Origin of the sequence: Aliarcobacter vitoriensis (assembly GCF_003316695.1) — a bacterium.
Classification (GTDB): domain Bacteria; phylum Campylobacterota; class Campylobacteria; order Campylobacterales; family Arcobacteraceae; genus Aliarcobacter; species Aliarcobacter vitoriensis.
Genome location: NZ_PDKB01000004.1, coordinates 137,008 through 159,362 on the forward strand (window position 1 = coordinate 137,008; position 22,355 = coordinate 159,362).

The 22,355-nt window shown below is 27.0% G+C and carries 23 protein-coding genes; 13 read left to right on the top strand and 10 right to left on the bottom strand.

Annotated features, from left to right (window positions below):
* Positions 1–27: 27 nt before the first annotated feature.
* Genes feoB through CRU91_RS03510 form a run of 5 tightly spaced genes read right to left on the bottom strand, consistent with a single transcriptional unit; the run spans position 28 to position 5,289 of the window.
* A complete protein-coding gene (gene feoB / locus CRU91_RS03490) occupies positions 28–2,484 on the bottom strand; it encodes a ferrous iron transport protein B (RefSeq protein ID WP_113893421.1) in 2,457 nt (818 codons plus the stop codon).
* Positions 2,481–2,705 (bottom strand): FeoA family protein, encoded by a 225-nt coding sequence (locus CRU91_RS03495; protein ID WP_113893423.1) that lies wholly within the window; start codon positions 2,703–2,705, stop codon positions 2,481–2,483. The genes feoB and CRU91_RS03495 overlap by 4 nt, the downstream gene beginning before the upstream one ends.
* A gap of 10 nt (positions 2,706–2,715) precedes the next feature.
* Positions 2,716–4,329: a DUF4857 domain-containing protein gene (locus CRU91_RS03500; protein ID WP_113893425.1), complete on the bottom strand. Its 1,614-nt coding sequence runs from the start codon at positions 4,327–4,329 to the stop codon at positions 2,716–2,718.
* A complete protein-coding gene (locus CRU91_RS03505) occupies positions 4,329–5,198 on the bottom strand; it encodes an ABC transporter ATP-binding protein (RefSeq protein WP_113893427.1) in 870 nt (289 codons plus the stop codon). Before CRU91_RS03505 ends, CRU91_RS03500 begins: the two co-directional genes overlap by 1 nt.
* A complete protein-coding gene (locus tag CRU91_RS03510) occupies positions 5,164–5,289 on the bottom strand; it encodes a FeoB-associated Cys-rich membrane protein (RefSeq protein ID WP_113893429.1) in 126 nt (41 codons plus the stop codon). Before CRU91_RS03510 ends, CRU91_RS03505 begins: the two co-directional genes overlap by 35 nt.
* 143 nt (positions 5,290–5,432) lie before the next feature.
* Between CRU91_RS03510 and CRU91_RS03515 the strand changes: the two genes are divergently transcribed.
* Both CRU91_RS03515 and CRU91_RS03520 read left to right on the top strand, forming a co-directional pair.
* Positions 5,433–6,098 carry a DUF4198 domain-containing protein gene (locus CRU91_RS03515; protein ID WP_113893431.1) on the top strand — a complete coding sequence of 222 codons (666 nt, stop codon included), beginning with the start codon at positions 5,433–5,435 and terminating at the stop codon, positions 6,096–6,098.
* A gap of 11 nt (positions 6,099–6,109) precedes the next feature.
* Positions 6,110–7,324: a PepSY-associated TM helix domain-containing protein gene (locus CRU91_RS03520; protein ID WP_113893433.1), complete on the top strand. Its 1,215-nt coding sequence runs from the start codon at positions 6,110–6,112 to the stop codon at positions 7,322–7,324.
* A 127-nt stretch (positions 7,325–7,451) separates the two neighbouring features.
* Here the strand turns inward: CRU91_RS03520 and kcuS are convergent, their stop codons facing one another.
* Both kcuS and CRU91_RS03530 read right to left on the bottom strand, forming a co-directional pair.
* Positions 7,452–7,649, bottom strand: a complete 198-nt coding sequence (gene kcuS / locus CRU91_RS03525; protein WP_113893435.1) for a KCU-star family selenoprotein — start codon at positions 7,647–7,649, stop codon at positions 7,452–7,454.
* Positions 7,650–7,651: 2 nt separating this feature from the next.
* Positions 7,652–9,751, bottom strand: coding sequence for a carbon starvation CstA family protein (locus CRU91_RS03530; RefSeq protein ID WP_113893437.1), 2,100 nt, complete (start codon positions 9,749–9,751; stop codon positions 7,652–7,654).
* A 170-nt stretch (positions 9,752–9,921) separates the two neighbouring features.
* Here CRU91_RS03530 and ychF point away from each other — a divergent pair, with 170 nt between their 5' ends.
* Together ychF and CRU91_RS03540 are read left to right on the top strand one after the other, a co-directional pair.
* Positions 9,922–11,025 (top strand): redox-regulated ATPase YchF, encoded by a 1,104-nt coding sequence (gene ychF, locus CRU91_RS03535; protein WP_113893439.1) that lies wholly within the window; start codon positions 9,922–9,924, stop codon positions 11,023–11,025.
* A 21-nt stretch (positions 11,026–11,046) separates the two neighbouring features.
* Positions 11,047–11,877, top strand: coding sequence for an HDOD domain-containing protein (locus CRU91_RS03540; protein ID WP_113893441.1), 831 nt, complete (start codon positions 11,047–11,049; stop codon positions 11,875–11,877).
* Here the strand turns inward: CRU91_RS03540 and recO are convergent.
* Positions 11,872–12,486 carry a recombination protein RecO gene (gene recO / locus CRU91_RS03545; protein WP_113893443.1) on the bottom strand — a complete coding sequence of 205 codons (615 nt, stop codon included), beginning with the start codon at positions 12,484–12,486 and terminating at the stop codon, positions 11,872–11,874. The two genes, CRU91_RS03540 and recO, sit on opposite strands and share 6 nt — an antisense overlap.
* A 3-nt stretch (positions 12,487–12,489) precedes the next feature.
* On the bottom strand, positions 12,490–12,759 hold the full coding sequence (locus CRU91_RS03550) for a hypothetical protein (protein WP_113893445.1): 270 nt from the start codon (positions 12,757–12,759) through the stop codon (positions 12,490–12,492).
* Positions 12,760–12,860: 101 nt separating this feature from the next.
* On the opposite strand from CRU91_RS03550, the gene ppnP reads away from it, so the two are divergent.
* The 4 genes from ppnP to CRU91_RS03570 all read left to right on the top strand — a co-directional run bounded on the left by ppnP (position 12,861) and on the right by CRU91_RS03570 (position 15,606).
* The gene (gene ppnP, locus CRU91_RS03555; protein ID WP_113893447.1) at positions 12,861–13,175 is read left to right on the top strand and encodes a pyrimidine/purine nucleoside phosphorylase; all 315 of its coding nucleotides are present in this window, start codon (positions 12,861–12,863) and stop codon (positions 13,173–13,175) included.
* Between the two features lie 112 nt (positions 13,176–13,287).
* Positions 13,288–14,130: a thiamine-phosphate kinase gene (locus tag CRU91_RS03560; protein WP_113893449.1), complete on the top strand. Its 843-nt coding sequence runs from the start codon at positions 13,288–13,290 to the stop codon at positions 14,128–14,130.
* 9 nt (positions 14,131–14,139) lie between these two features.
* Complete coding sequence (gene truD, locus CRU91_RS03565) at positions 14,140–15,201, top strand: tRNA pseudouridine(13) synthase TruD (protein ID WP_113893451.1); 1,062 nt, start codon at positions 14,140–14,142, stop codon at positions 15,199–15,201.
* 54 nt (positions 15,202–15,255) lie between these two features.
* On the top strand, positions 15,256–15,606 hold the full coding sequence (locus tag CRU91_RS03570; RefSeq protein WP_113893453.1) for a hypothetical protein: 351 nt from the start codon (positions 15,256–15,258) through the stop codon (positions 15,604–15,606).
* An 11-nt stretch (positions 15,607–15,617) separates the two neighbouring features.
* On the opposite strand, the gene CRU91_RS03575 is transcribed toward CRU91_RS03570, so the two are convergent.
* Positions 15,618–17,804, bottom strand: coding sequence for a methyl-accepting chemotaxis protein (locus CRU91_RS03575; RefSeq protein WP_113893456.1), 2,187 nt, complete (start codon positions 17,802–17,804; stop codon positions 15,618–15,620).
* 107 nt (positions 17,805–17,911) lie between these two features.
* Here CRU91_RS03575 and ruvA point away from each other — a divergent pair, with 107 nt between their 5' ends.
* The 5 genes from ruvA to CRU91_RS03600 are packed head-to-tail and all read left to right on the top strand — an operon-like array spanning position 17,912 to position 22,174.
* Positions 17,912–18,469 carry a Holliday junction branch migration protein RuvA gene (gene ruvA, locus CRU91_RS03580; protein WP_113893458.1) on the top strand — a complete coding sequence of 186 codons (558 nt, stop codon included), beginning with the start codon at positions 17,912–17,914 and terminating at the stop codon, positions 18,467–18,469.
* Between the two features lie 19 nt (positions 18,470–18,488).
* Positions 18,489–19,529: a D-alanine--D-alanine ligase gene (locus CRU91_RS03585; RefSeq protein ID WP_113893460.1), complete on the top strand. Its 1,041-nt coding sequence runs from the start codon at positions 18,489–18,491 to the stop codon at positions 19,527–19,529.
* A 4-nt stretch (positions 19,530–19,533) separates the two neighbouring features.
* Entirely contained in the window at positions 19,534–20,253 is a 720-nt protein-coding gene (locus CRU91_RS03590; RefSeq protein WP_113893462.1) for an alpha/beta fold hydrolase, read from the top strand.
* Entirely contained in the window at positions 20,240–21,676 is a 1,437-nt protein-coding gene (locus CRU91_RS03595; RefSeq protein ID WP_113893464.1) for a Mur ligase family protein, read from the top strand. The genes CRU91_RS03590 and CRU91_RS03595 overlap by 14 nt, the downstream gene beginning before the upstream one ends.
* A 9-nt stretch (positions 21,677–21,685) precedes the next feature.
* Positions 21,686–22,174 (top strand): HIT family protein, encoded by a 489-nt coding sequence (locus CRU91_RS03600; protein ID WP_113893466.1) that lies wholly within the window; start codon positions 21,686–21,688, stop codon positions 22,172–22,174.
* Positions 22,175–22,355 lie beyond the last annotated feature (181 nt).

Genomic DNA, 22,355 nt, shown 5'->3' on the forward strand with positions numbered 1-22,355 from the left:
TAAATTTTGCATAAGTTAAAATTATTCCTAAGATTTATTTAATCCTCCTTTCCAATTTATAAATTTAGTAGGGAAAAGTCCTAGAACTAAAGTTATAAGAAGTACAGAGGAGTAAAAATAAATCATAGCTTCAAGTCCACTCCATAAATAAATATTTCCTAAAGTAAAAATTAATGAAGATACTACAAGTCCCAAACCAATAGGGAAAAAGATAGCAAATAACATCCAATTAAAACTGTTTGTTTGCATTTTAACAACTATCATAGTAGCTATACAAGGTGGAGTTAAAAGCATAAAAATTATAATTGATGTTGCGTGAAGAGGTGTATATCCACTATTTTCTGCCATTGCTTCTTCTGCTCTTTGATTATCTGCTTTGTTGTTTTCATATAAGCTTCCTAAAGTTGCAACGGCACTTTCACGTGCAGCAAATGAGCTTAAAAACGCTACATTTATTTTCCAGTCAAACCCTGCATATTTACTTATAGGTTCTATTGCTTTTCCTGCCATTCCTAAAAGAGAATTTTCAACTTTTTCATTTTTTATTTCTCTAAGAATAGTTTTTCTATCATTTGATAATTTTCTCAAAGCTGTATTTATCTTTCTTGCTTCAGCATTTTTTTCAGGGTTTATAAATAAGTAGAAAAGTTCATTCTTAGCTTTGAAATTATCATCTATGCTACTTGAAGAACTTGTCATTTTTTTTGTTCTATAGTTATCATACATATTTAAAAGTTCTGATACTTTTTCTTTTGAATTTATATGTTCATAGTATGATAAATCTTTTATCTTTGAATCAAACTCTATTAAAGCTTTATTAGACATATCATCATATTTTATTTTTGATTCATCGCTAAGTCCAGGAAATTGTAATAATGCAAAAAGTACGATAGCAACTGCAAGTACAATAGTTACAACTTTTTTTATATATACCCAAACTCTTTGAGAAGAACGAATTACAATACCTTTTAAAGTTGGTAGATGATATGGTGGAAGTTCCATAACAAATGGTGCTGTTTCTCTATTTTTTAAAACAGTACTTGTTAAAATTTTTGCAACAATTAATGCTGTAAATACTGTTGCAGTTGATATAAAAAACATCATCAATGCCATATCAGGTTTAAAAAATGCTCCTAAAAGTAGGGTGTAAAACGGAACTTTTGCCAAACAGTTCATATATGGAACAGTTAAAACTGTTGCCATTCTAGCTCTATCATCTGCTATTCCTTTTGTTGCCATAACACCTGGAACAGCACAACCACCAACCATTGCTCCTCCAAGAACTAAAGGAAGAGTTGATTGCCCGTGAAGTCCAAACTTTTTAAATACTCTATCAAGAATAAATGCCATTCTTGGCATATATCCAACATCTTCCATAATTGCAATTAATGCAAAAAGTATAAAAAATATTGGAATATAATTTAATAATGCATTTGCACTATTTACCATCCAAATAGCAAAATCACTTATCATTGGAACTTCTGTAAAATTTGCTTCTGGAGATATATCTATAACAAAGTTTTTTAAACTTGCTAATATTGGCCATGTATAATCTGTAAGTTTATATCCATAAACAATTGATATTTGATAAACTAAAAACATCAAAGCAAATAGGATTGGTAATGCTAAAAATCTATTTAGTATTATTTTATCAGCTTTATCTGTGAAAGTTTCTTTACCTTTTTTTTCTTCTTTTACATTTTTTGAGTATATAATTTCTGCACTGTCATATCGAAAAGTTGCCAAAAATGTTGTTATGTTTTTATTGTATTGTTCTTTAAATTTATTTCTTGCATTTTCTAATTTTTCATCTATATTTGTAATATTTTGTTTTAGATAATCAATAATTGTTGTATCATTCTCTAAAGCTTTGATAGCTAACCATCTTTTTGATATATTTAAATTTGAGTCTTCTATTTCATTTTCTATCTCTTTTATATAGTTCTCAAATTCTTCATAATTTAGTTCAAATTTCTCAAATACTTCTTGTTTCTCATAAACACTAACAATAGATTTCATAATTTCATCACCGCCAATACTTTTAGAACCACTTGCTTCTATAACAGGGCATTTTAACATTGAAGAGATTTTTTTGCTATCTATTTTTATACCTCTTCTGTTTGAAACATCTATCATATTTAATACTACAACAACAGGTAATCCCATCTCTAAAAGTTGAAAAGTTAAATATAAGTGTCTTTTTAAATTTGATGCATCAATAACATTTACTACAATGTCTGGTTTTTCATTGATTATAAACTCTTTTGCAACTTTTTCTTCTAGTGAATATGAACTAAAAGAGTAAGTCCCTGGTAAATCTACCATTTCTATTTTATAATCTTCATATCTAAAAAAACCAGTTTTTTTATCTACGGTTACACCTGGATAATTTGCAATTTGTTGTTCAATTCCGCTTACAAGATTGAAAATTGTGGATTTACCACAGTTTGGTTGACCTGCTAATACTGCTCTTATTTTTTTCATATCATCTCTATTTCTATTAAATTTGCTTCACTTTTTCTAAGTGTTAAGTTATAGTTGTGTATTTTTAATTCCATTGGATCATACAATGGTGCTTCTCTTATAATCTCTAATATGGTTCCTTCTACAAATCCCATATCAAGAAGTTTATAAAGTAGCTTTCCTTGGGCATTGAGTTTTATAACCTTAACTTTACTTTTTTCTTTTACTTCATTTAGTAACACAAATTCTCCTTTAATCTTCAAATTTTATCTCATTTAATTTTTGCAAATTATCTTTTGAAAATCTTACTGCAAAATAGTTTTTTCCATCATCATATCTTACAAGATAATGAGTTGGTTCAGAGATAAATCTTAATCTCATATTTTTATAATCAAACTTTGGTAAATCAAGTTTTAAAAACTCAAAATCCCAAGTAAGAAGATAGAAGTTATTATTTTTATCTATTGCATATCCACTAAAGTTTTTTTGTCTATTTTCTGAAATATATATGTACTCAACTTCTATATCTTTATCTTTTTTTATCTCTTTTAAGATTATTTTATTATCGTATTTTCTCAAATTAAACATTTTATTGTCATTGTCTATGATCAAATAACCCAAATCAAAAGGTTTTATATTTGTAGGTTTTCCAAATATCTTTTTGGCTGGAAATACAAAGTTTAACTCTTGCAAATTTTTACTTAGTTTATTAGAAGATTCTTCTAAATATTTATTGTCAAAGTCATAAATTTTAACTTCTTTATTGAAGAAACCAAAAAATTCTTCTGCAAATTTTATCATAGCAACAGTGCTTTGAGGATTAAAGAGTGGGAAAAAGTCTATCTCCTTTTCTTCTAAATATCTTGGCTGATAATCAAAACTTAGTTTTGCATCTCTTATCTCATCTTTATTGAAAATTCTATCTTTTATCACAACTGGAAGTCTGTTTTGAAGTTCTAAATTACGATAATAGACAAAAGGAAGTGTATCTTCATACTCTTTTTGAGAAAAAGTTTTACTATTTTTTATTCCATATTCAAACTGATGTGCTCCAAAATTTTTTTGATATACAAAATCTTCTTCAATATCTGAATAAAAAATATAATATTTATAAAACTCTTTTTGGTAGTTTTTTTCATAGTTTTCATATGAAAAATATATAAAAATAGTTAAAAATATTGCAAATGCACTTGTATATATTTTGCCTAATCTTTGATGTTTTATACTATAAAAACTGTCAAGAAGAATAAATGGAGAAAATATTATTAATGCAAAGAATAGACTAAAATCTTGTATAAAGAATCTTGATTTTATAGATAAAAAAATAAATAATATAAAAATTACTAGTTTTAAAATAAAAACTTTTTTATTTTGTTCAATTATTAATGCTGAAACTAAACTATATGAAATAATTGATATTAAGCTAAAAGCAAAACTATCTTTTATCATAATTTCAACTAACTCTTTTGGATAATATTGATTATTTACCATTAAAAGTAAAATAGAAAATATTGAGCTAAGTAATAATATGATAATTATTGAAATAGTTACATGATAAAATGTGATTTTAGCCAAACTCAACGGTAAATGAATTGTTAGTTTTACCCTTTTTTGAATAATTTCTGGTAAAAATTGTGCAAATGCAAAAGTAGTTCCAAAAATCATATAAAAATATAAAAAATATGAGTAAGGTTTATTTTCTAATTGAGCAAATTTATACCACATCATACTTTCCGGCTCTATTGTTGAAAATTCAAAATTTAATTTGAAATAGTAATATGACAATAATATAATATAAAATATTATAGATAATATTAAAAAATATTTGAGTTTCATAAACTCTTTTAAAAAAATTGATTTAAGCATTAATATTTTCCTACATATCCCAAAAATTTTTCTTCAAAATCTACTTCTAACTCTTCTAAATTATTAAAACTCTCAAAAGTAAATATTTTTTTATAATCTTTTAAATTTTCAATTCTATGAATATTTTTTAATTTGAATTCTTCATCATTTGATACTTTATAGCATCTAAAATTTGATATAAAATCTTTCATAGTAGTTTTATGTACATTTCCACCTTTTTGAATAATTGCAATATCATCTATTAAATCAACTAAATCACTCATAACATGAGAAGTAATAAGAACAGTTTTGTTTGTTCCTTTTACATAATCTTTTAAATAGTCAATAAAAAGTCTTCTATATCCAGCATCTAATCCCATAGAATAATCATCAAGAATTAAAAGTTTTGCATCTTGAGCAAATAAAAGCCCCAATACAACCTGAGATTTTTGTCCAAAAGATAGAGTTGATAATTTTTGATTATAATCTAAATCCATAAGATTTATTAAATCATAAAATATTTTTTTATTCCAATTTTCATAAAAAGGTGAAAAAAAGTTTTCTATTTCATTGATTGTCATAAAATCATAAGATATAAATCCTTCATATAATAAAGCAATATTTTTTTTATTTTTAGCACTTAAATTGTGTGAATCTTCACCAAAAATTTGACATTTACCATTTTGTGGTTTTAAGAACCCCATTAAAATATTGATAAGTGTTGATTTTCCTACTCCATTTTTCCCCAATAATCCAAAAATAGTTCCTTCTTTTATTTGAATATTAAGATTTGAGTATATTTTTTTGTTACCATAAGCGTATGATAAATCTTTTATCTCTACAACCATAATAATATTATTTTTTGTCTGTTTTACAAGAATTCTTTCCATTTCCACAGTTACAACCGCTACTTTTAAAAAGTTTTATATATAAATAATAAGCTGCTCCTAATGCAATAATTACTAAAAAAATATTTTCCATATTAAATCCTAAAATTAAAATAGTTGTAGATTATCAAAATTAACCTTAAGAAGTACAATTTTGATAATAATTGCTAATTTGTTAATATAGCGTTAAGGTTGATTTAGTAATATTCTATTCTAAAATAAAACTAGGAGTAATCTATGAAAAAATTTGTTTACAGTATGATGTTATCATCAGCAGTAGTTGTAGGTGCGAGTGCACATGAAGTTTGGCTAGAGTTAGATAGTAAAAAAAATGAAGCTCAACTATTTTTTGGACATTTTGATATCAAAGAAAAAGAGAGTGGTGAAAAATTTGCAAAAATTAAAGAAGGTGTTGCTTATCCAAAAGATTTACTAAAAGATGTAAAAAGAAACGATAACAATGTTACATATACTTTCTCAAAAGCTACTGATGTTGTAGTTGTAAGAGAAGATGCACCAAGAAAAAGTAGAGCAGAAGGAATTACTACAAAAAGAATATCTTATTCAAAAGCTGGAATTACAAGTAAAGATGCTATTACAAAATTTGATATAGTTCCAGTTGATGCTAGTAAAAATATTTTTAAAATTGTTTTTGATAATAAACCTTTAGCAAAAACTAAAGTAACAGCTATTTCTCCTACTGGTTGGACAAAGACTTTCTCTTCTGATGAAAAAGGTGAATTTACTGTTGAAACACCTTGGAAAGGTGGCTATCTTTTACAAACATCTTTTGAAGATGAAACAAAGGGTGAAGAAGATGGTGTAGCTTTTGACAAAACAGTTCATGCATTATCTCTTAATATTACAATAACACAAGGTTTACCTTGGGAAGTTAAAAAGTAAAAAGGTAATTTATGCATAAAAAACTTTGGTTTCAGATTCACTGGCTTTTAGGAATTGTATTTGGGGTAACTTTAATCCTAATTGGAATTTCAGGAGCAGTGTGGTCTTATCAAAAAGAGATAATGAGATTAATAAATCCAGATACTTATACAGTGCAAATTCCACAAAATAAAGAAATTCTAACTGTACAAGAGATTTTGGAGAAATATCAAGAACAAAATCCAGATAGAAAAATAAATAGCATATCTTTTTCAACTGACAATAGTTCAAGTGTCTCTATGAGTTTGGCTTCTCTTGATCCAAATAATAGAAGAGGTGAAACAATATATTTAAACCCATATACAGCTGAAGTTTTACCAGAATTAGTAGGTGGTGATTTCTTTAATTTTTTCTTTAGACTTCATAGATGGCTTACTTTTTCTGGAGATATTCAATATATTGGTAAAAATGTTGTAGCGATTTCAACTATTGCTTGTATAGTTTTAGTTATAAGTGGGATAGTTGTTTATTGGCCAAGAATAAGACATGCTTTTTTGAAAAGTTTTACTTTTAGTTTTAAAACTAAAAAAAGAGCTTTTTTATCAACTATGCATAGTGCTGTTGGTTTATGGCTTATTATTCCATTTTTGCTTATGTGTTTAACTGGACTTTATTGGTCTTATGATTGGTATAGAAGTGCTATGTTTACTGTTATGGGAGTTGAACAACCTAAGAGGAATGTAGCTCCAACACCACAACAAGCACAACAAAATCAGCAAGCTAGACAAGGGCAAGAAGGGCAAAGGGGACAAGGTGGCGGAACACAAAGAGAAATTCCAAAACCAGTTTCATTTGTGGATGCACAAAAAGCTGTTGATATTTTTAACCAAAAAGTTGAAAAAGATTATGTAAATGCGAGTATTAGATTAACTCCAACAAAAGATACTATATACACAATTTCATATAGATTTGTAGATGCAACACATTTTAGAGAGACAAACTCTATGGATATTGATATTGCAAAATCAGAAGTTTTAAAAGAAGCAAAGTATTCTGATAAAAAATTAAATGAGAAAATTATGAGTAGTATGTTACCACTACATAGTGGAGAATTTTTTGGATGGATTGGTCAATTAATATTTTTTATATCTTCTGCACTTATGTCTTTATTTGTAATAACTGGATATATGCTTTACTATGATAGATGGAAGAAAAAAAGAGCTAAAGAGCAAAAATTAAGAGGGTAGTTTAAACTACTCTTTTATTCTTTATCTAAAATTATAAAATCGATTTATTTTTTATTTTGTAAGAGATAACTCTTAAAAAACTAATTTTTAAGAGTTATATTTTTGATAAAACTTTATCCTAGATTAATTAACAACACTTTTTAAAGCCACCACTATTATATCTTCTATCTAAAGCTTCATTAAAAAATTCACCACGTGACAAAACTTTTTTATCAGGATGATTTCTTTTCATATGCTCAAGATATTTCTCATAGCTAGAAAGCCCCACAAGGGGATGAAAAAACTTTTCAGATTTTTCATAAAATGCTTTTATTTGTTTTAACACTTTTAAGCCTTTTGAAGACTATCTAGTTTAACATAAGGTGTTTCTTTTAATGGAATTTTTATTCTTCCAAAACAAATTCCTAAAGTTGCAATAATTACTAAAGTTGTAGCAAACATAAAGAAAATAGCTAAAACAGCATTTATTATATTTGAAGTTTTAAGTTTATTTGCAATTGATATATCTGCATTAGTTTTATCAATATCAGCTTGTTCAGTTAATGTAGGAAGTTTAGCTTCTAAATCAGCAATTTTTTTAGCTTGAATTTGTGCAGTTGCTACGTGACTTACAGCATTATGAACTCTATCTCCTTCTTTATAAGGAAGAACTTTTTGAATTCCACCATACATTGTTGCAGTTAAAACAAATATTGCAGGTAATACTGTAACCCAAGTATATTTTGCTTTACCCATTTTAAATAATATTGCTGTCCCTAAAAGTAAAGCCATACCAGCAAGCATTTGGTTACTTACTCCAAATAATGGCCATAATGAGTAAATTCCACCTCTTGGATCAATAGTCCCTTGATATAGGAAATATCCCCAACCAGCAACACTTAAAAATGTTGCGATAACACCAGCAGCATAATTATGAGTATTCCCTAATGGTTTATAAACATTTCCTAATATATCTTGAACCATAAATCTGCAAGCTCTCGTTCCTGCATCAACAGCAGTTAAAATAAATAGAGCTTCAAATAAAATAGCAAAGTGATACCAAAATGCCATCATATCTATTCCACCAAATAGTTCATGTAATATTATTGCTACTCCAATAGCAAATGTAGGAGCCCCACCTGTTCTTGAAAGAATAGTCTCTTCACCAATATTTTTAGTTAAACTAATAATCTCTTCAGGAGATACACTAAATCCCCAACTAGAAATTGTACTTGCAACTTGAACTATATCTGTACCTATAAATGCTGCAGGAGCATTAATAGCAAAATATAAACCAGGATGTAAAATAGTTGCACAAATTAAAGCCATAATTGCAACAGCACTTTCCATAAGCATTGACCCATATCCAACAGGAAGAGCATGAGTTTCATTTTCTAACATTTTTGGACTTGTTCCACTAGAAATTAGAGCATGGAATCCACTAATAGCTCCACAAGCAATAGTAATAAATAAGAAAGGGAAAATAGCTCCCGCAAAAACTGGACCACTTCCATCAAAATATTGCGTATTTGCTTTTGGCATTTGAATATCTGGAGCAACTATAACAATAGCAAAGGCCATTAGTACAATAACACCAATTTTCAAAAATGTTGAAAGATAATCTCTAGGTGCAAGTAAAAACCATACAGGCAAAATTGCAGCAGTAAAACCATAAGCCATCATAATAAATGCTAAAGTTGTAGCATCAAAAGTAAATCTAGCCGCCCATACTGGATCAGCAGCAATTACACTTCCATAATGAATAGCTAAAATTAAAAGAATAAACCCTATAACAGAAGCCTCTCCAACTTTACCTGGTCTTAAGTATCTCATATAAATACCCATAAAAATTGCAATAGGTATAGTCATAGCAATAGTAAATAATCCCCAAGGAGACTCTGCTAGTGCTTTTACAACAACCATTGATAAAATTGCAATAATAATAAGCATAATACCAAAAATAGCAATCATAGTAACTGCACCAACAAAAGTACCTAATTCATCCTTGATAATTTCACCTAAAGATCTTCCATCTCTTCTTGAAGATATAAATAAAACTACAAAATCATGAACAGCTCCTGCAAATACACCACCTACTAAAATCCAAAGCATAGAAGGTAAGTATCCCATTTGAGCAGCTAAAATAGGACCAACTAATGGACCAGCTCCTGCAATAGCAGCAAAATGATGTCCAAATAAAACAGACCTATTTGTAGGTACGAAATCTCTTCCATCATCGTGAATCATAGCTGGAGTAGCTCTATTTTTATCAAGTTCTAAAACTTTATAAGCAATAAATCTACCATAAAATCTATAACCAATCATATATATACAAACAGCTGCAACAACTAAATACATAGCAGAAACTGTCTCACCTTGTTGAAGTGCTAAATACCCAAAGCAAACAGCCCCAAGTATCGCAATTAAAAGCCAAAGAATCTTGTTCATTGTACGACCTCGCATAAAATAAAATGTAACGATTTAGTATAGCACAAATATATATAAACAATTAATATTATTTAATAAAAAATTCAAATAATTAATTTGAATATAATATTTACTTAAACAATAAGACAAATTCTATTATAATGGTTTAAAATATTAATAAAAGGTGAGATATGGGATTAGGAGTAGGTATAGTAGGACTTCCAAATGTAGGTAAATCAACAACTTTCAATGCTTTAACAAAAGCACAAAATGCAGAAGCACAGAATTATCCATTTTGTACGATAGAACCAAATAAAGCGGTAGTTCCTGTTCCAGATAAAAGATTAGATGAATTAGCAAAAATTGTAAATCCAGATAAAATTCAGCATTCAACTATTGATTTTGTGGATATAGCAGGATTAGTAAGAGGTGCAAGTAAAGGTGAAGGATTAGGAAATCAATTTCTATCAAATATTAGAGAAGTTGAAGTAATTTTACACATGGTAAGATGTTTTGATGATGGAAATATAACTCACGTTGAAGGAGATGTAAATCCTTTAAGAGATATTGAAATTATTGAAACAGAGCTAATTTATGCTGATATTACACAATTAGAGAAGAAAATAGAAAGACTAAAAAAACAAGCAAAAGGTAGTAAAGAAGCTGCTTCTCAACTTATAATTGCTGAAGAGTTGTATTCTCATATTGGAGAATTACAACCAGTAAAAACATTTGAAAAACTTGATAATGAAGCTTTCTTAATTTTGGATAAAGAACTTAGATTTTTATCAAATAAAGATGTTATTTATGGAGCAAATGTTGATGAAGATTCATTATCTGATGGTACAAATAAATATGTTGAAATGGTAAAAGAACATGCAAATAGTGTTAATGCTGATGTTATAGTACTTTGTGCAAAAATAGAAGAAGAGCTTGTAGGTCTTAGTGATGAAGAAGCTAGTGAATTTTTATCAGATTTAGGTGTACAAGAGTCAGGTTTGGAGCAAATAATTCAAAAAGCTTTTGATAAATTGGGACTTATGAGTTATTTTACTGCAGGTAAAGTAGAAGTAAGAGCTTGGACTATAAGAAAAAATACAAAAGCACCACAAGCAGCAGCTGTTATTCACAATGATTTTGAAAAAGGATTCATCAAAGCAGAAGTTATATCTTTTAGTGATTATGTCGCAAATGGTGGCGAAAGTAAGTGTAAAGAGTTGGGAAAACTTAGACTTGAAGGTAAAGATTATGTTGTTCAAGATGGTGATATAATGCATTTTAGATTTAATGTATAGAAGATTAAAGGAATCAAGATTGTGCAACTAGAAGCTATACTAAAGAGGGTGGAAGCTCTTCCACCTTTACCTAGAACTGTAACTGAAATTGAAGAATTTAGAAGAAAAAGTGATAAAGAAATACTTGATTTACTTAGTATTATAGAAAAAGATGCTTTGATAGTAACTAATCTTTTGAAAATATCAAATTCTGCTATGTTTGGATTTCGTTCAAAAGTAGAAACTCCATTAAGAGCAATTAGCCTTTTAGGAATAAATTTTACAGTATCTATTGCCATATCAACAAGCACTCAAAAGCTTCTAAAATCTAGTTTGGAACCTTATGGTGTAACAAATAATGATTTTATGAAATCGTCAAATATTTCTTCAGTTTTAGCTAATCTTTGGCTTAATAAATTTGACCCATCTTTAAAAGAAGAGATAATTTTACCTGCACTACTACAAGATATAGGAAAATTTATTTTAGCAGATTTTATTAAAAGTGAAAATAAAGATACAGATTTTAAGAAAAGAATACAAGAACAAGATGATAGTTTAGAAGATATAGAAAGAGAGTTTTTAGGAGTTACAACATCTTACGTTACGGCTCAAGTATTTAAACATTGGAAACTTAGCACAAATTTAATTAACTCAATAGAATTTATAGATGATATAAGTAATGTACAAGAAAATTTTAAAAAAAGAGCTCAGATATTAGATGTAATCAAAACAGCATCAAATATCATAGAACCTTTAAGTCAAAAAAGTATAGAAAAGGCTATAAAAAAAGCAAAAATATATAATTTAGATGCAAATAGTCTACAAGATGCTATAAATATATTGAGAACTAGAATAGATGAGGTTATATCATAATCCCAGTAAGATTATGTCCCATAACTTTTCTATATCTTCATCACTTAAATTAATTGATGATTTTGTAGAAAAAAGCTCTTTAATTTTTTCTAAATTAAAACTTTTTGCTTTTATACAACTTATATGTGCAGGAATAAATCCTCTTATCAAACAAAGTTCATTTTCTATTGCTACTTCACAAATTAAACATTCAAAATCAAAATGTAGACGTCCTTCATATTCCAAAATATATATGTATGACTCAATTATTGCTCTTAAAACATTTTGTTTTTCTATTTTCTTAACTAAATTCTCAAGTACATAGAAATAGAATCCATCTAATTCTTCTAAATCTTTTAAATGTGCGTAAAAAAGTTTCAGATACCTTTGCCAACAATACATTTTTTGAATGTTTAATATCCAAGGAAATCCTAATTGCATAACATCTTTAAGTCTTGAAATATTTGATTTAGTTTTTTCTAATTCAAAATCAATTTTGTATCCAATATTTATATTAGAATGTCTAGCTCCATAAAACCTATACGATGTTACAAGTTCATTTTCACAAAGAATTGTAACTATCAAATCATCATCTTTTACAGGTTTTATATCGATTATATATCCTTGCATTCATCAATCTTCTTCTATCAAATTATCCTCTTTCATAGTATTAATTTCTTCTATTAATTCTTCACACTCTTCATCAGATAATTCACCATTTTCTAACTCTACAAGCAAAGATTCAAACTCTTTTTTCATTTCTTGCATATCTAATAATTCTGCTTTAATCTCATCATCATCTTTTTTTGAAGCTATAATTTCAAATAAATCATCAATATAATCTTCAATTTCAACTAAAACATCATCTTTTATTAATGTTTCTAACTCTTTTTGAATACTCATTTTACACCCTTTTGTTAAATTTTTTTTGATTATAACAAAAGAATACTACTTTTTTAATATTTTATTGATATAATTATTAGTAATTCAATTAAGGAGAGTAAATGGCAGATTTTAAAGGCGTTTCAATAGCTAAAGCTGCAAATATTTTATATGGTGGAAATATCACTAGTAGATCGATTACATTTGAAGATGGTTCTAAAAAAACTCTAGGAATAATGCTTGATGGTGAATATGAATTAAATACTGTAAATAAATCAATTATTGATATACAAAGAGGAAATTTAGAACTACTTTTACCTGCACAAGAGTGGCAAGTATTCGAAGGACCTGCATCTTTTGAAATTCCTGCGAACTCTAAATATAAACTAAAAGTAAATAGTTTAGTTGATTATTGTTGCTCTTTTGTTAAAGCTTAATATTTCTTACTAACAATGCGAAAAGTCGCATTGTAGAGTAGGCTTTTAAATTTTTATACTTCAATATTTTAAAAATCTCAAATTTTTTGTTTAGCTTTGATATAATCTTTTTATGAATAAAGAAGATTATTTTATAAAACATATTTCAAATAGTAAATATATTGGTGACGATGGGGCTTTTATAGATGGATTTGTTTACTCTATGGATTCTTTTTTTGAAAATGTACATTTTAAAAAAGAGTGGATAGACAAAGGTTTTATAAGCCTAAAACAAATTGCTTATAAATCAATGATTGTAAATATTTCAGATGCAATAGCGATGAATGCAAGACCAAAATATGCTCTTATAAGCATTGCAATTCCAAATAGTTTCAACGAAAATGATTTAAAAGAATTAGCAAATGGATTCAAAAAAGCTGCAAAGGATTTTAATATTGAAATTATTGGAGGAGATACTATTGAGAATTCTAAACTTGATATTTCTATTACAATTATTTCAAAAACAAACAATCCAATATATAGAAGAGGTGTCCAATTAGGTGATTATATTTTTTATACTGGAAAGCTTGGTAATTCTAAAAAAGATTTAGAAAGCTTGTTGAGTGGTAAAAAAATTAAAAAAAATTCAAAGTTTATAAAACCTATTTTGAGATCAGATTTTTTTTATGAAGCTTCAAAATATATAAACGCTTCTATGGATATTTCAGATGGACTTTTCTTAGATTTAGAAAAGTTTTCTATTGCTTCAAATGTTGGATTTGAAATATTTAAAAAAATAAAAGAAGAAGTTGGAACTTCAGGAGAAGAATATGAGATACTATTTTGTGTTTCTCAAAAAAACTTAAAAAAGATAGAAGATATTGCAAAAAAACATAAAACAAAGATAAATATTTTTGCAAGAGCAATAAAAGGAAGCTACAGAAGTAGTTTTTCAAATCACCATTTTAAAGAATAAGGAAAAAATTTGCAATTACAGAGATATTTAAATCATTCAAAAATAGATGTTGTATTTAAACAAAATAAAGATGATTTTGTTGTTACAGAAGTACCACTTTACGAATTTAGTGGAAGTGGAGAACACTTGATAATAAAATTAAGAAAAAAAGATTTAGCAACTTGGGATGCAATAGAGATATTGGCTAGATTTTTAAATTCTAGTACAAGAGAGTTTGGATATGCAGGATTGAAAGATAAAAATGCTATGACAATACAGCATATTTCAATACATAGAAAATTTGAAGAAGCTTTAAAAGACTTTTCTCATGAAAATATCAAAATACTTGAAACAACATATCATAACAATAAGATAAAAATAGGGCATTTAAAAGGAAATAGTTTTTTTATAAGACTTAAAAGGGTAGGGCTGGTAGAAAAAAGAAAAATTGAAGAAGCTTTGAGTCAAATTGTAAATTTTGGTATGCCTAATTACTTTGGATTTCAAAGATTTGGGATCAATGGGGATAATTATTTAAAAGGAAAAGATATAGTTGAAGGAAAATTGAAAGAGAGAAATAGAAACCTAAAGCAGATGTATATAAATGCTTATCAAAGTTATCTGTTTAATTCTTGGCTTTCAAAAAGAATAGAAATTTCAAAATTAATAGATACATTTGAACCAAAAGAAATTTATGAAAAGCTAAATTTTACTCTTGAAGATGTAAAAAGAGCTAAAACTCAAAAACATCCTTTTAAACTTTTAAATGGAGATTTATTATCTCATTATCCATTTGGAAAAATATTTACAATAGAGAATGTTGAAGAAGAGGGTGAAAAATTTTTACTTCGTGATAGAGTTCCAACGGGACTTCTTAGTGGTAAAAGAGTAAAAATATCTGAAAATTTAGCTTTTGAAATAGAAAAAGAGTTTCAAGTTGAAATACCAGAAGATGGAGCTAGAAGATTTGCTTGGATTTTTCCTGAAAATTGTGAAAGTAATTATAAAGAGGATAAAAATTGGATGGAATTACAGTTTTATCTTCCAAAAGGCTCTTATGCAACAGAATTAATTGCAGAGATTATACACTAACTAATTAAGATATATTTAGTTAATATGAATTTATATTTACAACAAGGGAAAAGAATGAAATATGAAGAGCTTATTACAGAATTATGTGAAGTCATAAAAGAGACAGAGAATGATTCTATCTCAATTTTTAATAATATAGAGGATATTTCTAAAATAGTTGATGATTTGGACATGCCAATTCATAAAAGAGAAAAAATAGAAGAATTTGTATCTAATATTTTTGGACTTTTACAAAGACAAGATTTGCATAGACAAACATTAGAAAAAGTTGTAAATTTTGTATGTGATAATAACAATATTGACAAATCACAGTATAATTTTGCTTGTAGTGGAAAAACTATATATGCTAAAGAAGATAGTTTAAATGCTGATGAATTAGAGGAACTGATAAAAAGTATGCAATAATAAAAAAGGATTTAACCTTTTTTATTACCAACTTTTATACTATCTAAACTATTAAAGATATCGTTTGTACTTTTTTCAACTTTACTTGCTTTGCTATTTAATATTTCATTTTTTTCTCTATTTGAGTTTGAATATACTAGCTCTTGTAAACTTTTATTAAATATAGTATCTAAATGTTTAATATTTTCTATCGTGTCATTATCTTTTATTTTATTAGAATTTTGATTGTTATTTAACCAATCTTTTATAAAGCTATTATCATTTATAGTAAATGATTGATAATTACCAAGTTTTGAATAAATTTCATCTTTACTCTTTAAAAGATTCACTTTTAATAAAGCTGTATCAAATACTAAATCTACATCAGAAACTTTATTTAAACTATCTTCAATAAACGAAGCTCTTGAAGCTGCTGTTACAAGTGAACTAGACATTGAAGCAATAGAAGTAGCCATATTAGATATTTCATCAGCTACTTGAGCATTTTTTTGTGTTGATGAATCTAAAGAGTTAATAGCATCATTTATTTGTAAAATACCAACTTCTTGCTCTTTAGAAGCATTTGCAACACCTTCAATTGTTACTAAAGTATTTGAAATATTGTTATTTAATTCCGAATAACCTTCTATCATATTGTTTGCAATATTTTTTCCTTCATTAGCTTTTAAAGTTGCTTTTTCTACTATATTTTTTATCTCTCTAGCTGCTTCTGCACTTCTTGATGCAAGGTTTCTTACTTCTTGTGCAACAACGGCGAATCCTTTTCCTGCCTCACCTGCTGTTGCTGCTTCTACTGCGGCATTTAAAGATAAAATATTTGTTTGGAAAGCAATTTGATCAATAACTTCAATAGCTTCATTTATAGAACTAACTTGAACATTTATATCATCCATAGATTTCGCAGTCTCTTGAGCCAAATCTTGCCCTTTTTTAGCAGAATCACTCAAATCTTGAGCCAATTTAGACATTTGAATAGTTGATTTAGTATTTGCTTGAATAGTAGCTGTTATCTCTTCAAGTGCAGAAGCAGTTTCTTCTAAAGAAGCAGCTTGTTCATTTGAAGAGCTAGCTAATTTACCAGAAGCATCTGAAAGTGTTTGAGTACTATTTTTTAAAGCATTACCAGTATTCATAACTATTGCTAAAAGTTCTGAAGTATTATTTCCTACAAGTTTTATTCCATTTGCTAAAGAACCTAAATTTCCAAATATATTATCATCTTTTAAAATATAGTCATATTTTGATTCAGCATAGTGTCTTAATGTATCATTTATCTTATCTAGTGTTTCTTTAGTTTTTTCTATCATAATGTTTAGTTTATTTTTTAAATCTTCAACATGGTGATTTGAAGCTGTATTGCGAACTTTATAAATAAAAAATCCATTTGCAGTTTTTTCTATTACATCATTTGCTTCATCTATTACTATTTCATCTTGTTTTAATCCTTCTCTAACTTTATCCATATAAGAATTAAATAAATCAGCAACTTCTCCTATTTCATCATTTGATTTTACGCTTAAAGTAATATTTGCATCATTTGAATGTAGTAAGTTTTCAAATCCATCTTTTAAATTTGATATAGGGCTTGTAGCTTTTCTAACAATGATAAAAATTAATCCAATAGTAATTAAACCTAAAATAATTGAAGCTAATGAAATTTCTTTTAGTAAACCAGCTATTCTATTATCTGTCTCTTCTAAAGAAAATGTTAAGTCCATAACTCCAATAACATCTCCAACTTCTTGATTTGCATGACACATCATACATTCAGCTGTTGCAATCATTGGTTTTATCATTCTAATTGTATGACCATTTTCATCATTTTTCTGTATTATTTGGTTCTCTTTAGAATTAAAACTATCTAAAATTTCTTTATTATTAGTAAACGGAATATCTGAAGGATATAGTTCTAACAAAGCTTTACTTTTAGCAACTGTAAGATTACTTACGCCCTTTATTTGTCTAGCTTCTTCTTCTGCTTGTGCTATTAAAGCTGGATCCCCTGTATTCATAGTATTTCTTAAGGTTTGGAATATGGATGCATTTAACATTTCTAAACTATCTTTAGCATTTGCTATAGAATCTTTTGTAACTTTTGTTGTTGTTGAATATACAATTATTGAACTACTAACAGACATCAATAAAAATAGTGCAAATATTATTTTATTGCTAATTCTTTTTGTGATAAAGTTAAACATATCCTACCCTTATTTTTTAAGTGGATTTATTATATAATGAACTTTATTTAAAATGTATTAAGAAAACAAAATAAATTTAATAAATTATTTTTTAGGAATATAGTAACGTGATTGTAGGATTAATAGGAAAAATAGTAAAAAAAGAACCAACACAACTTCAGGTTAATGTAAATGGAGTTATTTATGAAGTTTTTGTATCTCTAAATTGTAGTTCAAAAATCATTTCAGATGATGTACAACTTGAAATCACTCATATCATAAGAGAAGATGCACAAAATTTATATGGATTTTTGGATATAAATGAAAAAAAGCTTTTTGATACAGTGATTAAAATAAATGGAGTTGGACCAAAAGTAGCACTTGCTATTTGTTCAACTTTTACTCCTACTTCTTTTGCACAGATTGTAAGTAATAATGATGTAAATATGTTAAAACGAGTTCCAGGAATTGGACCAAAAGGTGCAAGTAGAATTTTGGTTGAGTTAAGTGGATTTATAGTGGATAATAACTTAGATGATGAATTCTCAAATACAAATTTAGAAGCATCTTTAGCTTTAGAATCATTAGGATTTAAAAAAGATTTAGTATCTAATGTACTTAAAACTTGTAGTTCTACAACTACTAGTGAACTTGTACGAGAAGCATTGAAAAAATTACAAAAATAGATTATAAAAGGGAAGATGAATGAAAATAGCAATAGTTTTTGGTGGTGTTAGCTTTGAACATGAAATTTCAATAGTTAGCTCGATTGCGATGAAAGATGTTTTAAAAAATGAATTAGCATATATTTTTATAGATAAAGATAGAGATTTATATGAAATTCCATCTTCAAAAATAAATTCAAAACTTTTTAGTAGTGGTGAATATAAAAAATTTGATAAAGCTTTTTTAAAAAAAGGTGGATTTTATAAGATTTCTGGTTTATTTAAAAAAGAGCAAAATATAGATTTTGATGTTGTTTTAAATCTTTCTCATGGTGGAGATGGAGAAGATGGGATACTATCTTCTGTTTTAGATTTTTACAATATTCCTTTTATTGCTCCAAGAACTGAAGCTTGTGTTGTTAGTTCAAATAAATTTATTACAAAAGGTTATGCTACAAGTGTTCAAGTAAATACACTTGATTATAAATATTTTACAAAAAATGATAATATAAAAGTTGATATGTTTCCAGTTATTCTAAAACCTGTAAAATTGGGAAGTTCTATTGGAGTATCTATTGTAAAAAATCAAGATGAATTACAATATGCTTTAGATGTAGCTTTTGAATTTGATGATGCAATTATTATCGAACCATTTGTAAGTGGAGTAAAAGAGTACAATTTAGCTGGTACAAAAATAAATGGAGAGTTTGTTTTTTCAATTATAGAAGAACCACAAAAAGCTGAATTTTTAGATTTTGATAAAAAATATCTTGATTTTTCAAGAACTTCAAAAGCAAAAGAAGTTGATTTGGGTGAAAAGTTAAATAATGAAATAAAAGAGAGTTTTAAAAGACTTTACAATACTTTATTTGAAGGTTCAATCATAAGATGCGATTTCTTTGTAATAGATGATAAAGTTTATTTAAATGAGATTAATTCAATTCCTGGCTCAATGGCAAATTATCTATTTGAAGATTTCAATACAATATTCAATAATTTAGTAAAAAATTTACCAGCAAAAAAACATATTCCTATAACTTATGAATATGTAAACAAAATCCAAGCAACTAAAGGAAAATAGTCTTTTGGCACTAAAAAGCTTTACTTTAGATAATAGAAATTTTGAAATATCTTATGATATTGTAAATGCAAATGCAAAAAAAGATATAGTATTTTTACATGGTTGGGGTTCGAATAAAGAAGTCATGAAAAGTGCTTTTTCAAGTTATCTAAAAGATTTTAGGCATATATATCTTGATATGTCAGGTTTTGGAAAAAGCCAAAATAAATATGTTTTAACAACTCAAGATTATGCAAAAATTTGTGAAGAGTTTTTAACACTTATTGATAGTTCAAAAGATATTATCGCTGGTCACTCTTTTGGTGGGAAAGTGGCGACTTTGCTGAATCCAAAGAATTTAGTTTTGCTTAGTAGTGCAGGTATTTTAGAAAAAAAACCTTTAAGTGTAAAATTAAAAATATTTTTTGCAAAACTTTTAAATATTTTTGGTTTAAAAAACTTTACAAAAGTTTTTAGAAGCAAAGATGTGGATAAAATGAGTGAAAATATGTATGCAACTTTTAAAAATGTTGTAAATGAAGATTTTTCAGTATATTTTTCAAATTTTCAAAATAATGCTTTAATTTTTTGGGGAGAAAAAGATACTGCAACTTCTTTAGAATCTGGCAAAAAAATAGCAAGTTTGATAAAAAATTCAAAATTTACTTCATATAGTGGTGACCACTATTTCTTTTTAAAGAATTCAAAAAATATATCTGAAAGAATAGAAAATGGAATATCTTAGTATTGTTACAAAAATAGTTTTAGTTATGAGTTTGGGTTGGTATTTGATTACCAATTTGCAGTGGTATAATTATAAGTTAGGTAGAGTTATATTTAAACACCACAAATGGCAGTGGCACATAACATTTTTTCTATCACCAATAGTTTTATTTTATCTTATTCCAAGTCCATATTTTGAGATATATTTCTTTGTTATATATTTAGTAAGTTTTATTTTATGGAATAAAAAACTGGATAGACAATTGGTTTTAACTTCAAGGGTGAAAAGATTTTTAGCTATTTTACTTTTGATTGTTTTCGTACAAATATCTGTTTGTTTAGATGATAGTTTTTGTACAGATGTATCTTTGTTTTTTACTATTCTTGTAGCTTTAATTTTGTCAAATAGCTTAGAAAAACTATTTTTTTTAATATATAAAAATAGAGCAAAAAACAAATTAGCTTTAAATCAAAATTTAAAAATAGTTGCCATTACAGCTTCTTACGGTAAGACATCGATAAAAAACTTTTTATATCATGTCTTGAAAAATAGATTTAAAACATATAAAACACCAAGAAGTGTAAATACTATTGCAGGGCTTGTCCTTGATGTAAATAAAGATTTACCAAGTGATACGCAAATATATATAGCAGAAGCAGGTGCAAGAGTAAAAGGTGATATAAAAACAATAGCAAATTTTTTAGAACCACAAATAGCTATCATAGGAAGTGTTGGAGAACAACATATTGAGTATTTTAAGAGTTTAGAAAATATAAAAAATACAAAAAAAGAGCTTTTATTGTCTTCTAAACTTCAAAAAGCATTTGTTCATAATAGTGCAAGTGCAACTTTAAATGAAAAAATAGAAGAGTTCCCAAATAATTTACATATAGTAAAGAGTGATTTGTCTGGACTTTGGTTTGATATGGAACTAAATGGACAAATTGAGCATTTTTATGCTCCTATTTTAGGAAGCTTCAATGCTATAAATCTAGCAGCAGTTGTTTTAACAGCAAACTATTTAGGAATGAGTGTTTTAGAGATAAATGAAGCATTTACAACTTTACCACAAGTTGAACATCGACTTCAAAAAATAGAAGCAAATGGTAAAATCATAATAGATGACTCTTTTAATGGAAATTTAGAAGGTATGTTAGAAGCTGTAAATATATGTTCAAGTTATATAGGAAGAAAAGTTATCATAACTCCAGGGCTTGTAGAATCAACTGATAGTGCAAATATACTTTTAGCAAAACAAATAGATAAAGTTTTTGATTTTGTCATAATAACTGGAAGTTTAAATGCAAATATTTTAAAAGCAAATATAGATGAAGAGAAAGTATTTGTACTAAAAGATAAAACTATGCTTGAAACAACTTTGGCAAGAACTACAAGAAATGGTGATTTAATCCTTTTTGCAAATGATGCACCAAATTTTATTTAAGGCTTTAATATGGAACATTTATATGCACCTTGGCGATATAATTATGTAGTAGAAGAAAAAATTGAAGGTTGTATTTTTTGTCATATTAGTAAGAATTTAGATGATAAAAAACTTCAAGTTCTATTTTCAGATGACTATTGTTATGTTGTGATGAATAAATTTCCGTATAGCCCTGGACATCTTATGGTTATTCCACATTTTCATACTTGCAATGTTGAAGATTTAGATGAAACTACTTGGCTAAAAATGAGTATTAGAGCAAGACAAGCAGTTAAACTTCTAAAAGAGATTATGCCTTGTGAAGGTGTAAATATTGGTATGAATTTGGGTAAGGCTGCTGGTGCAGGTATAGAACAACATGTACATTATCATGTCTTACCAAGATGGGTAGGAGATACAAATTTTATCTCAACAATTGGTGGAACTAGAGTATATCCTGCAAATTTTGATGAAATATTTGAGAAGCTAAAAATAAATTCAATAAAATATTTTATCTAATTTTATCCATTTTTTGTTACAAAAAGTAACTCCAGCTAACAAATTTGAAAATTATTTTGTAAAAATTGTCCATTTTTTTCATTTAAATCGTCTTACTATATAGAGAAACAAATTCTCAAAATTAATACAAAGGATTTAAGATGAAAAGAAAGATTTTCATTTCAGCTTTAGCATCAATGAT

What these genes read in the sequence shown, in the direction of transcription:
- CRU91_RS03520 (WP_113893433.1), top strand. Translation starts at nt 6,110, where the DNA reads ATGCATAAAAAACTTTGGTTTCAGATTCACTGGCTTTTAGGAATTGTA.
- CRU91_RS03570 (WP_113893453.1), top strand. Translation starts at nt 15,256, where the DNA reads ATGAAATATGAAGAGCTTATTACAGAATTATGTGAAGTCATAAAAGAG.
- recO (WP_113893443.1), bottom strand. Translation starts at nt 12,486, where the DNA reads ATGCAAGGATATATAATCGATATAAAACCTGTAAAAGATGATGATTTG.
- CRU91_RS03560 (WP_113893449.1), top strand. Translation starts at nt 13,288, where the DNA reads ATGAATAAAGAAGATTATTTTATAAAACATATTTCAAATAGTAAATAT.
- CRU91_RS03505 (WP_113893427.1), bottom strand. Translation starts at nt 5,198, where the DNA reads ATGGAAAGAATTCTTGTAAAACAGACAAAAAATAATATTATTATGGTT.
- CRU91_RS03575 (WP_113893456.1), bottom strand. Translation starts at nt 17,804, where the DNA reads ATGTTTAACTTTATCACAAAAAGAATTAGCAATAAAATAATATTTGCA.
- CRU91_RS03595 (WP_113893464.1), top strand. Translation starts at nt 20,240, where the DNA reads ATGGAATATCTTAGTATTGTTACAAAAATAGTTTTAGTTATGAGTTTG.
- ychF (WP_113893439.1), top strand. Translation starts at nt 9,922, where the DNA reads ATGGGATTAGGAGTAGGTATAGTAGGACTTCCAAATGTAGGTAAATCA.
- CRU91_RS03585 (WP_113893460.1), top strand. Translation starts at nt 18,489, where the DNA reads ATGAAAATAGCAATAGTTTTTGGTGGTGTTAGCTTTGAACATGAAATT.
- CRU91_RS03550 (WP_113893445.1), bottom strand. Translation starts at nt 12,759, where the DNA reads ATGAGTATTCAAAAAGAGTTAGAAACATTAATAAAAGATGATGTTTTA.
- CRU91_RS03500 (WP_113893425.1), bottom strand. Translation starts at nt 4,329, where the DNA reads ATGCTTAAATCAATTTTTTTAAAAGAGTTTATGAAACTCAAATATTTT.
- ppnP (WP_113893447.1), top strand. Translation starts at nt 12,861, where the DNA reads ATGGCAGATTTTAAAGGCGTTTCAATAGCTAAAGCTGCAAATATTTTA.
- CRU91_RS03600 (WP_113893466.1), top strand. Translation starts at nt 21,686, where the DNA reads ATGGAACATTTATATGCACCTTGGCGATATAATTATGTAGTAGAAGAA.
- CRU91_RS03530 (WP_113893437.1), bottom strand. Translation starts at nt 9,751, where the DNA reads ATGAACAAGATTCTTTGGCTTTTAATTGCGATACTTGGGGCTGTTTGC.
- CRU91_RS03515 (WP_113893431.1), top strand. Translation starts at nt 5,433, where the DNA reads ATGAAAAAATTTGTTTACAGTATGATGTTATCATCAGCAGTAGTTGTA.
- feoB (WP_113893421.1), bottom strand. Translation starts at nt 2,484, where the DNA reads ATGAAAAAAATAAGAGCAGTATTAGCAGGTCAACCAAACTGTGGTAAA.
- CRU91_RS03510 (WP_113893429.1), bottom strand. Translation starts at nt 5,289, where the DNA reads ATGGAAAATATTTTTTTAGTAATTATTGCATTAGGAGCAGCTTATTAT.